The sequence below is a fragment of the Pseudomonadota bacterium genome, from assembly GCA_030860485.1.
In the GTDB taxonomy this organism is placed as follows: domain Bacteria; phylum Pseudomonadota; class Gammaproteobacteria; order JACCXJ01; family JACCXJ01; genus JACCXJ01.
In genome coordinates, this window is sequence record JALZID010000111.1 from 1 (window position 1) to 11,275 (window position 11,275).

The window sequence follows — 11,275 nt, forward strand, 5'->3', positions numbered from 1 at the left end:
TGTTTGCGGAAACACATTATACCGCGAAGTGCAGACCGCTTCCTAGTCTTTCTGATCATGAGACCAGTTATTTTACTTAAAGGCTGGATATCACCGGTGGTGATGTCCAGCGCAACGCTACAAACTCTCTGCAACCCTGTATTCTACGCCCTTTCCTGACGATCCGCGTGGAAGTTTATGCAACTGGAGGGTTAACTTCAATGATGCGCCGAATAGAGTTAAGCTCTTTTGGAGAAAACCCACTATTCTTGCTCAAGGTAATGGGCTCAAGCCAGAACTTGCATGTGAGTTTGTCTCTCTGAATATGAATATGTTTCGATTCATTGCAATCAAAACTATAGAAGAACAAGCGATAAGGACCTGGAATATCTTTTACGGTCGGCATTGACGTCTCATGTTGCTAGTCCTGTAGGGTCGCTTGAGGAACGAAACCCAGCAAATGGCGTGGATCTGCTGGGAATCGCTCCGCTTATCCCCGCCTACCTACTGACAGACGACCTTCTACCGCCTCATAGAGGTTGCTAAGTAATTCATCAAATGTCTCTCCTTGAGTAGTACAGCCGGGAATCGAAGGCACTCCCGCCCAGTAGCCTCCTTCCTCCGCTTCGTGGACCATCACCTTGAGCTTCATACCTCGTCCTATCTATCTTTCATCAGCACATAACGACGAAGATCAGTGACGGCGGGAGTTCGTCGCGCCGTCCGCCGCACCGTGAAGTTCCGCCGTGCGCGATTAATACAGCCTGATCCGGATATCCATGGTGTCGAACAGCAGGTTATGCCTCGATTGTTCCCGCATCGGCATCGTGAAGAACAGCTTCGTCGGGCAGCGTTGCTCGAATCGTTGCTTTGAGCGCTTCCTCGCACGTTGTGAGGTCCTCAGCAGACCACACGACCGTCAGGTGATGGTTTGTGTCGAAGTGAGTCGTCGATGCAGCGAACTTGCCTTTCTCGCAGGTGTAGATGACAGGTTTGCCAAGTCCCTCAGCGAACCCGGCCTCCCAGTAGGCCCCTGCATTCTCGTGAGTGAGGTCAGCAATGAGAAATCGCGAGGTGCGTATCTCAACTCGTAATCTGTCATCAATAAGGCCAGCCTTCGGTGCCTCATCGAGTCGTTGAAGAGAGAAGCCCGTCTTTCTTAGTGCGGGTCGAAACGCTTTGTCTACGACGAAATCCAAAGTGGGATCGCCATATTTCATGGCCATGAATGCCTTCCGTGAAGTGGCTGCGCCCCGATGCAGTTGGTCGAAGTAGCGCCAGCCGTCGAACGTGAGCGTAGCATGAGCGCTCATGCCGCTCATGGTCTTTGACAAGCTGCCACGCAGGATCTTTGTGTCAAATAGGTGCTCTAACACGAAACCGAACCCGTCAGGTGTTCTGGAGCCAACTATCGATAGGTGCGAAGCCGGATTTACCCATATAGTCTCGCCCGGACCCTTGAGGATCGTTCCTAGCCAGAGCACAAGGTTTTCAGCTTGCTGGGACGGTGACGGAAGCGATCCCTTGAGAATCTCCTCAACCAAACCGGACGTAAGAAAAGGAGGCTGGTTCTGCCGTTGCATCTTTCGCACGGCATGACTTAGCAGAGATCTCTTCGTTTCGTCTTCCCCTAGAGTCTGAGGTAGCGTGGCGAGAAGCGTTAGCGGAGACCACATCGAGGACACTCGTACTTTTCGCCACCATGTCCGTCACCGGTAGGTTGGTGACCTTGACCAGAAGCTTCGGACAAGCAGATAGGACATTGGGTCATGGCACATCACCTCTTTGAGGTATAACGACATAATTAACCGAGCGCCAACGGAGCGCACGCGGAAGTTGCGTCCGAGTTCATTATCGTTGTTGCGCGGCCTTTGGTCATCACGTTGAAAATCTATCGAAGCCGACCCCGATATCTGTCGCAAGAACCGCAGCCTTGTCGGCTGCTCCCCGAACGCTCCGCGTAACCGGCGCGCCGCCTGCAGAGCGTCCGCGTTGAAGCGGATGTTAGGCACCTGTCGTTGTACTTTCCGGCTCGTCAAAAATGATTTTGCAGGCGGCGCTTTCGAGGACCGCATCGTCCGCTTCATGAATGCTGAGCGTTCTGGAGCGGGATTTGAGAAAGAGGATAACTTCGTACTTTGGCCAGAAAAGTCTCTCGACGAAATTGCCAAAGCGGCGTCCGCCGTCTTCCGCTACTCGAGCGCGTTCTTGGTCTGCCTGCATTCGCTTGTCTCGGTCGCAAATCTTGTGAATGAAATCCACTGCCACGTCCACGTCATTTACTCGTTCCGCATCCGTGAGCATACTGCCGAAAAGAAGTACCTTGCGAACGCCATACAGATAGTAGGGATTGGCATTGACTCCTCGAACGCGAACGAGGAACTCCGAGAGTGTCCGCTCCGCATTGGCTCGCCGAAGCGGCCGTGCGGCCGATGCGAGAGCTAGGGCATTCCCCTTGACCGTCGTCCGCCACCAGGGGCCATTTGGGTAGTTGGTTTCAAGTTCAATATAACAAAGGCGACAGAGCTCTTCGATCACCGCCATTGCGTCCTGATTCGTGATCGACAGTTCTTCGGCCACAAAGCGCTCGTTCCGTGCAGCACCGAACCATTTGCGAAGCAGACTGCGAATCTTCAGCGCAGGGGTACCGGCGATCTGGGAGGTGGGATCGATATTCACGTGGCGAGTTCTGCTGCGGATGCGGAACGCCGGCCATCAGGGGCGCGCGGACACCATGCCAGCACCGCTATACTCGCGCCCCCTGCGTGGCCTTGTTAGGGTGATCTGCCATCACAACCGCAATATCGCGAGAAGATCAAAGACCCTCACAATGAAAGTGAGAATTCCTCCAGCAACCACTAGGAGGGTTATCAGCCAATGTTCCTTGGCCCACTCGGCCAGGACGGCGGGCGTAAAGCCATGCTGTTCAAACCAGCTAGAGTTGGTCTTCAGACTTTGATTCGAAGCCCTTTCGAAAATGTTGGGCAAGGTGTCGACTTTTCTGAGTGTCGACTGATGCAGCTTGACGAACTCCTTGTTGTCAAACGCCGCTGCTTCCTGAGCGCCGGTGAGGAAGCCCCGATCCGTGATCTTGTTTTTCTTGACGAGGCTTTCAAGTCGAGGGTGCCCGATGTAGGCGACCCCATAGAGATCCACGAGCGCACGGGCCAAGTCAAACTTCCGGTCTTCCGGGATGAGAATTGGCTGTCCGCCTAGCACGCGATATCGATGCTCGATCGCGGCGAACCCATAGTTCACGTCTCTCATGTTCCAGTGCACCCACGAATAGTGCTGGCGTGAGAGCACGAACTGAAAGAATCGATCGAGCATTTGCTTTTCTAAGGAATCGTAGTGCTGGTCGATCTCTTCGAATGGGATGTGTTGTTCTTCGGCGATTTGATGGATCGAAAATGAGTCGGTCTGACCGGAAGTCAGATTACGGACCGCAATGGACGTAATACGGGGTGTCTTGCCGTCCACCTTGTCGTAGAAACTCTCGCAGGAGTAGTGGATCACGAGGGCCGTCTGCGCCGACTGAAGCAACTGGTCCATCCGCTGGACCACTGCCTTGCGGCGACGAAGCCTTTGCAGCTCGCGTCCCATCCTCGATCACCCCAACAGTCGGTTAAACAGAATCCGAAAGTAGTGCGCTAGTCAGAATCTGCCTAGTGCCCTATTTCCGAACTGCGCGTAGCGTCTACCTTCACGCTCCCCTCGAAGCCCGAGCGATCTTGCTCGGCCGCATCCTGATAGAAAGGAAGGGCTTGGAGTCCGGCGCAACCAGGCAGGTCAGAAGCCAGAGGTTTGTTTCCCGGAAGCCGGCTACGCAAAACGGCTTCCTTGGAGGCCAGCGTCACCTCACGCCAACGGCGCCGGCAAGTCCGACCGCCCCATGAGATAAACATCGACCCCCCGCGCCGCCGATCTCCCCTCGGCGATGGCCCAGACGATGAGGGACTGGCCGCGTTGCATATCGCCGGCGGTGAAGACGCCGGGGACGCTCGTCATCCAAGAACGGTCGCGCCAGACGTTGCCGCGCTCGGTCAGGCGCACGCCCAACGCCTCCAGCATGCCTTCCCGCTCCGGTCCCACGAAGCCCATGGCCAGGAGGACGAGATCGCAGCGCAGGGTGAAGTTCGAGCCCGCGACTTCGCGAAACACCGGCCGGCCATCGACGCGGTCCTGCTGGACGACCACGAGGTTGAGGGCTTTGACCCGGCCCGACTCGTCGCCGACGAAGCGCTTCGTCGAGACCGAGTAGACGCGCTCGCCGCCCTCCGCATGGGCCGAGGATACCCGGTAGATGTTGGGCCAGAGCGGCCAGGGGTTGTCGGCCGCGCGCGCCTCGGGCGGCTGGGGGAGGATCTCGAGCTGGTGTACCGAGGCACAGCCCTGGCGGTGCACGGTGCCCAGGCAGTCGGCGCCGGTGTCCCCACCGCCGATGATGACGACGTGGCGACCCTTGGCATCGATAAACGCCGCATCGGGGATCGTGTCCCCCTCGCAGCGGCGGTTCTGGAGCGGCAGGAAGTCCATGGCGAAGTGGATCCCGCTAAGCTCGCGGCCCGGGACCTGGAGATCGCGCGGCGCGCACGCCCCACCGGCGAGCAGGATCGTGTCGAACTCCTGGCGCAGATCGGCGACCGGTACGTCGAAACCGACATGCGCGCTGGCCCGAAACGCTACCCCCTCGGCCGCGAGCTGCTCGAGCCGGCGGTCGAGGACGCGCTTCTCCATCTTGAATTCCGGGATCCCGTAGCGCAGGAGCCCGCCGATCCGATCGTCCCGCTCGAAGACCGTGACCCTATGACCCGCGCGCCGGAGCTGTTGGGCTGCGGCGAGGCCAGCGGGACCCGAGCCGACCACGGCCACGCCCTTGCCGGTCTCGATCACCGGGGGCTCGGGCGTGACCCAGCCTTCTTCGAAGGCGTGGTCGATGATGGCGAGCTCGACCGCCTTGATGGTCACGGGGTCGTCGTTGATCGCGAGCACACAGGAGCCCTCGCAGGGTGCCGGACAAAGCGTGCCGGTGAACTCCGGGAAGTTGTTGGTGGCGTGCAGCCGGTCGATGGCCTCCCGCCAGTGGGCGCGATAGACGAGATCGTTCCAGTCCGGGATGAGGTTCCCGAGCGGGCAGCCCTGGTGGCAAAAGGGGATGCCGCAGTCCATGCAGCGCGCCGCCTGTTTGGCGAGCTCGGTCTCGGGCCAGGGCTGCAGGACCTGGCCCCAGTCCTTGACTCTCGCGGAGATCGGCCGGTAAGGCTGCTTGGCGCGCGGGTACTCGATGAAACCTGTGATCTTACCCATGGTGATCTTACCCATGGGCCGCCGCCATCACCGCCTCGTCCACCGGGATACCGGTCTCCTTGGCCTTGACGATGGCGCTCAAGACGTGCTTGTAGTCGCGCGGCATGACCTTGACGAAGCGCGCTTGCATCCGCGTCCAGTTGGCCAGAATACGCTGCGCGACCGTGCTCTGGGTGTAGCGATGGTGGCGGGTCAAGAGGTCCCTAACCGTCTCAACCTCTTCGATCTCGTCAAGGGCTTCGAGGTCCACCATGCCCGGGTTGCAGTGCCGCTCGAAGTCGCCCTCGCGGTCCAGGACGTAGGCGATCCCGCCCGACATCCCGGCGGCGAAGTTACGGCCGGTCGGCCCGATCACCACGATCCGCCCCCCGGTCATGTACTCGCAGGCGTGATCGCCCACGCCCTCGACCACCGCCAGCGCCCCGCTGTTCCGCACCGCGAAGCGCTCCCCGGCGATCCCGCGCAGATACACCTCACCGCCCGTGGCGCCGTACAGGACCACGTTGCCGACGATGATGTTCTCCTCCGGGACGAAGTTCGCGTGGCGCGGTGGATAGACGATGATGCGCCCGCCTGACAGCCCCTTCGCGAGGTAGTCGTTGGCATCGCCTTCCAGGGTCATGGTCACGCCGCGCGGCAGGAAGGCGCCGAAGCTCTGCCCGGCCGAGCCGTTGAAATGGACCCGGATGGTGTCGTCCGGCAGGCCCTCGCCGCCGTAGCGACGGGTGATCTCGTAGCCTAGGATGGTGCCGACGGTGCGGTTGGTGTTGCGGATGGGCAGGATGATGTTGACCGGCTTCTGCGCCTCCAGGGCCTGGCGGCAGAGCGGCACGAGCGTCTGCCGGTCGAGCGACTTGTCGAGGCCATGGTCCTGCTCGCGCACCCTGCGAATGGCCACCTCGGGGCCCATCTGGGGTTGATACAGGATCTGCGAGAAATCCAAGCCCTTGGCTTTCCAGTGGTCCACGGCCTTGTGGACCCCCAGGCGATCGACGCGGCCGATCATCTCGTCCAGGGTGCGGAAGCCGAGCAGAGCCATGTTCTCGCGCACCTCCTCGGCGATGTAGCGGAAGAAGTTCTGGACCAGCTCGGGCGTGCCCGCGAACTTCTTGCGCAGCTCCGGGTTCTGCGTCGCGATCCCGACCGGACAGGTATCGAGGTGGCAGACGCGCATCATGATGCAGCCCATGACCACGAGCGGCGCCGTCGAGAAGCCGAATTCCTCGGCACCGAGCAAGGCCGCGATGACGACGTCGCGGCCGGTCTTGAGCTGGCCATCGGTCTGCACCACGATCCGATCGCGCAGCTTGTTGGTCACGAGAACCTGCTGGGTCTCGGCCAGACCCAGCTCCCAGGGCACCCCCGCGTGTTTCAACGAGGTCACGGGCGAGGCCCCGGTGCCGCCGTCGTAGCCCGAGATCAGGACGACATCGGCGTGGGCCTTGGCGACCCCGGCGGCGATGGTCCCGACCCCGACCTCGGCCACGAGCTTGACGTTGACACGGGCCCTCGGGTTCGAGTTCTTGAGGTCGTGGATGAGCTGCGCCAGGTCCTCGATCGAGTAGATGTCGTGGTGGGGTGGCGGGGAGATCAGCCCCACTGCCGGTGTCGAGTAACGTACCTTGGCGATCCAGGGATAGACCTTGCGGCCCGGCAACTGGCCGCCCTCGCCGGGCTTCGCCCCCTGGGCCATCTTGATCTGGAGATCGTCGGCGCTGGCGAGGTACTCGCTGGTGACGCCGAAGCGTCCCGAGGCGACTTGCTTGATGGCGCTGCGGCGCGAATCGCCGTTGGGATCGAGCCGGTAGCGCGCCGGGTCCTCGCCGCCCTCGCCGGTGTTAGACCTGCCGCCCATGCGGTTCATGGCGATGGCCAGGGTCTCGTGGGCCTCCTGGCTGATGGAGCCGTAGGACATGGCGCCAGTCGAGAAGCGCTTGACGATCGCCTCGACGGGCTCGACCTCCTCGAGCGGCACCAATGCTCCCGCCGGTTTCAGCTCGAAGAGCCCGCGCAAGGTCGCGAGGTGCTCGCTCTGCTCGTCCACGAGGCGCGTGTATTCCTTGAATATCTTGTACTGGCCGCTGCGGGTCGCATGCTGGAGCCGGAACACGGTCTCCGGATTGAACAGGTGGTACTCGCCGTCGCGCCGCCACTGGTACTCCCCGCCCCAGTCGAGGTCGGGCTTCCCGGCCGGGCGCTCGGGGTAGGCGTGGTGATGGCGCAGGCGCACCTCCTTCGCGATCACCTCGATCCCGATCCCGCCGATCCGCGAGGCGGTCCAGGTGAAATACTTGTCGATGACCGATTTGTGGAGCCCCACGGCCTCGAAGATCTGCGCGCCGCGATAGGACTGGATGGTCGAGATCCCCATCTTGGAGATGACCTTGAGCACGCCTTTGTTGAGGGCCTTGATGTAGTGCTTGATGGCGGTCTTGTGGTCGAGGCCCGAAACCAGCCCCTGGCGGATCAGATCATCGAGGGTCTCGAAGGCGAGGTAGGGGTTGATGGCCGCCGCCCCGTAGCCGATCAGGACCGCCATGTGGTGGACCTCGCGCGGCTCGCCGCTCTCCAGGATCAAACCGGCCTTGACGCGCGTGCCCTCGCGCACCAGGTGGTGGTGGACCCCGGCGGTCGCGAGCAAGGCCGGGATCGGGGCCAAGCGCTCGTCCACCCCGCGATCGGAGAGGATGAGGTAGGTGCAACCCTCGGCGATGGCATGGCTCGCCTTTTCACAAACCGTGGCGAGCGCGCGTTCCAGGCCTTCCCCGCCCTCAACCACCGGATAGAGGATGGGAATGGTGCAGGCGCGAAACCCCGGCAGGGCCATGTGGCGGATGCGGGCCAGCTCTTCGTTGTCCAGGATCGGGGTCTTGAGCTTCAAGAGACGACAACTCTCGGGACCCGGATCGAGCAGATTGCCCTCGGGCCCGATCGGGGTCTCGATCTGGGTGACCAGTTCCTCCCGGATCCCGTCGAGCGGCGGGTTCGTTACCTGGGCGAAGAGCTGCTTGAAGTAGTCGTACAGGAGCCGCGGACGGTTCGAGAGCACCGCCAACGCGGCGTCGGTGCCCATCGAGCCGATCGGCTCCTCGCCGTTCCGGGTCATGGGGCTCATGATGAGGCGCAGGTCCTCGTGGGTGTAGCCGAAGAGCTGCTGGCGCCGGAAGACGGTGGCGTGATCCCGCTCGGGCACGTCGGGCGGGTCCGGGAGCGACGCGATCGGCACGACGTTCTGGTCCAGCCACTGGCGATACGGGTGCTCCACCGCGAAGGCGTGCTTGAGCTCGGCGTCGTCGATGATCCGGCCCTCGCGGGTATCGACCAGGAAGATCCGGCCGGGATGCAGGCGCTCCTTGATCAGCACGTCCTCGGGCGGCACGTCGAGGACCCCGACCTCCGAGGCCATGATGACGAGCCCGTCCTTGGTCACGTAATAGCGGGACGGCCTGAGCCCGTTGCGGTCGAGCACGGCGCCGATCACCTGACCGTCGGTGAAGGCGATGGAGGCCGGGCCGTCCCAGGGCTCCATGAGACAGCCGTGATATTCATAGAAGGCCTTGCGCTCATCGGCCATGGCCTCGTGCCCGCTCCAGGCCTCGGGGATCATCATGAGCACGGCGTGCGCGAGCGGCCTGCCGGCCATGTGCAGGAACTCCAGCACGTTATCGAAGCAAGCCGAGTCGCTGCCGTCCTCGTAGATGATGGGGAAGATCTTCTGCAGGTCCTCGCCGAAGAGCGATGATTGGCACAGCGCCTGGCGCGCCCGCATCCAGTTGATGTTGCCGCGCAAGGTGTTGATCTCCCCGTTGTGGGAGACATACCGGAAGGGCTGAGCGAGCGGCCAGGACGGGAAGGTATTGGTCGAGAAGCGCTGGTGGACGAGCGCCAGCGCCGACTCCACCGCCGGATCGACGATGTCGGGGAACATGGCCTCGATCTGGAAACCCGTCAGCATGCCCTTGTAGATGAGGGTCCGGTGCGACAGGCTCGGGATATAGAAAAGCTCGCGTTCCGTGAGATCGGAGTTGCGGATGGCGTGCTCGATGCGCTTGCGGATCACGTAGAGCCGGCGCTCGAAGCCGTCGTCGTCGAGCCCGGCGGCGCGCTCGATGAAGATCTGCTGGAAATCCGGCTCGGCCGCGCGTGCGGTCGGACCGATCGGGGAATCGTCGGTCGGTACGATGCGCCAGCCGATCAGTCGCTGGCCTTCCTCGTCCACGATGGCCGCGAAGCGCGTCTTGCACGCCTCGCGTTGGGTCGGATCGCGCGGCAGGAACACGAGCCCCGTCCCATACTGACCCGGCGCCCCGAGGTCCATCCCGAGCCGCCCGCACTCGCGCGCCAGGAAGGCGTGCGGGATCTGGATCAGGATCCCGCAGCCGTCGCCGGTGTTCTCCTCGCAGCCGCAGGCGCCGCGGTGCATGAGGTTCTTCAGGATCGTGAGGGCCTGGGTGACGATAGTATGCGACTTCCGGCCGTGCATATCGACGACGAAGCCGACGCCACAGGCGTCGTGCTCGTGAGCCGGGTCATAGAGGCCCTCTGCGGGATGTCCCACCCAATTGGTCATCACATCACCCTCGCTCGTCACCAGACCGCCTGGGCGCCGCCTCGCCCCGTGGGGAGCCTTAAGGATACGCATCACCGGCGTGCCCCCGTTAGCAATCGTCCCATTACACGATCACGCCGATGCGGGACAAGTCCATAGGAGTCAGGGTTGGGGGAGATTCAGTATATAACCGCCGGCAGGGTGTGTCACGGCCACCGGACCGGGTCTAGACGCTCACTGAACACCCTATCCTAACCGTCTAGAGCAGCGGCAGTTTTGACGCATGCCGCTGATGCAATTGCGGTGCGCGAAGCACGCCACATGCATCTCCCGCGCGTGCGATCCGCCCCGCTTCCACGGTGATTCAGCCCTCCCGCGGCAGGGGCGGCGCCGCAGGCTTCCGTGGCCTGCCATGCGGTCATGGTGCTTGTGGCCGATCGAGCGCTGCTGCACATGGCGACTCTCGATTCCATCGATTTACGCCATGCTGCCGCACATCGGGCGCGATGCTGATTCAGTGCGCCTGGGCACCGTGTTACATTACTGCGGCGTCCCTCATCCCTTTGTGCACCCTGCCGAGGTAAAGCCCCAGAAGCTCCTGGGTTTCCGGCCGGTTATGGGTGGTGCCGAGCCCACCGCCGGTGTAAAGGTCATAGTGCTCGGCGAGCGTGCCGTTCACCACGGGCAGGGAACCGACGTCCTGCGTGAGGAGATCAATCGAGTTGTCGCGCGGGTGAGCGATCCCGACCTTGAATTTACGGGGCAGGTAATGCGTGTTGTAGATCGGTTCTTCGACGTTGAGCGGCGCGACAGTGCGTCCTTCGTCATCGGACAGGAAAATCTGGGCGTAGGCGGAGCTGCGCGGCGCGAGTTCCCGTGCGATCGCGTGCGCCAGGCTGCGCGAATCCAGCGGAAGATCGGCGTCGAGGTCGTCGATCGGGCTGCACATCGTGTTGCGGTTCACATCGCCGCACGCGCCGAGCGTGGTCAGGCGGCAGCCGCGGTCGCGGTACTCGGCGTTGAGGTGTTGGATCAGCGCCGCGAGGTTGCGGCCGTAGACGAAGTGAAACTGTAGGCCTTCGCGCGAGGTCAGGCGCAGCGTCTGGTCGGCGAAGCGCTCGGCGCCTTCATCGAGCCCCGCCCATTGCTCGGCGGTGAGCTCGCCGCCGCCGGGATTCTTGACGCGCACCATGAAGATGTAATCGCCGGTCTTGCCGCCGCTCGCATCGCGCTCGCGCTGCTTGTAGACCCTCCAGTTGCATAAATATCCATGCGGGTCGTCAGGAAAGGGCGTAGAAGACAGGGTTGCAGCGAGTTTGTAGCGTTGCGCTTGACATCACCACCGGTGATATCCAGCCTTTAAGTAAAATAACTGGTCTCATGATCAGAAAGACTAGGAAGCGGTCTGCACTTCGCGGTATAATGTGTTTCCGCAAACAA

The 11,275-nt window shown here is 62.1% G+C and carries 8 protein-coding genes; all 8 read right to left on the minus strand.

The window, feature by feature from the left end; translation table 11 throughout:
* Positions 1-175 precede the first annotated feature (175 nt).
* Complete coding sequence (locus tag M3461_06555) at positions 176-385, minus strand: DUF4160 domain-containing protein (GenBank protein MDQ3774036.1); 210 nt, start codon at positions 383-385, stop codon at positions 176-178.
* Positions 386-469: 84 nt separating this feature from the next.
* Positions 470-631, minus strand: coding sequence for a type II toxin-antitoxin system HicB family antitoxin (locus M3461_06560; GenBank protein ID MDQ3774037.1), 162 nt, complete (start codon positions 629-631; stop codon positions 470-472).
* A gap of 145 nt (positions 632-776) precedes the next feature.
* The gene (locus M3461_06565) at positions 777-1,562 is read right to left on the minus strand and encodes a hypothetical protein (protein MDQ3774038.1); all 786 of its coding nucleotides are present in this window, start codon (positions 1,560-1,562) and stop codon (positions 777-779) included.
* Positions 1,563-1,983: 421 nt separating this feature from the next.
* Positions 1,984-2,658 (minus strand): hypothetical protein, encoded by a 675-nt coding sequence (locus M3461_06570; protein MDQ3774039.1) that lies wholly within the window; start codon positions 2,656-2,658, stop codon positions 1,984-1,986.
* 111 nt (positions 2,659-2,769) lie between these two features.
* The gene (locus tag M3461_06575) at positions 2,770-3,582 is read right to left on the minus strand and encodes a hypothetical protein (protein ID MDQ3774040.1); all 813 of its coding nucleotides are present in this window, start codon (positions 3,580-3,582) and stop codon (positions 2,770-2,772) included.
* A gap of 255 nt (positions 3,583-3,837) precedes the next feature.
* Entirely contained in the window at positions 3,838-5,286 is a 1,449-nt protein-coding gene (locus tag M3461_06580; GenBank protein ID MDQ3774041.1) for a glutamate synthase subunit beta, read from the minus strand.
* A 7-nt stretch (positions 5,287-5,293) separates the two neighbouring features.
* Positions 5,294-9,856: a glutamate synthase large subunit gene (gltB, locus tag M3461_06585; protein MDQ3774042.1), complete on the minus strand. Its 4,563-nt coding sequence runs from the start codon at positions 9,854-9,856 to the stop codon at positions 5,294-5,296.
* Between the two features lie 514 nt (positions 9,857-10,370).
* Positions 10,371-11,027 carry a hypothetical protein gene (locus M3461_06590; protein MDQ3774043.1) on the minus strand — a complete coding sequence of 219 codons (657 nt, stop codon included), beginning with the start codon at positions 11,025-11,027 and terminating at the stop codon, positions 10,371-10,373.
* Between the last annotated feature and the right edge of the window lie 248 nt (positions 11,028-11,275).

Excerpts from the sequence above, each read along its gene's own strand:
- gltB (MDQ3774042.1), bottom strand. The coding sequence starts at position 9,856 with ATGACCAATTGGGTGGGACATCCCGCAGAGGGCCTCTATGACCCGGCT.
- M3461_06555 (MDQ3774036.1), bottom strand. The coding sequence starts at position 385 with ATGCCGACCGTAAAAGATATTCCAGGTCCTTATCGCTTGTTCTTCTAT.
- M3461_06575 (MDQ3774040.1), bottom strand. The coding sequence starts at position 3,582 with ATGGGACGCGAGCTGCAAAGGCTTCGTCGCCGCAAGGCAGTGGTCCAG.
- M3461_06580 (MDQ3774041.1), bottom strand. The coding sequence starts at position 5,286 with ATGGGTAAGATCACAGGTTTCATCGAGTACCCGCGCGCCAAGCAGCCT.
- M3461_06565 (MDQ3774038.1), bottom strand. The coding sequence starts at position 1,562 with ATGCAACGGCAGAACCAGCCTCCTTTTCTTACGTCCGGTTTGGTTGAG.
- M3461_06560 (MDQ3774037.1), bottom strand. The coding sequence starts at position 631 with ATGAAGCTCAAGGTGATGGTCCACGAAGCGGAGGAAGGAGGCTACTGG.
- M3461_06590 (MDQ3774043.1), bottom strand. The coding sequence starts at position 11,027 with ATGGTGCGCGTCAAGAATCCCGGCGGCGGCGAGCTCACCGCCGAGCAA.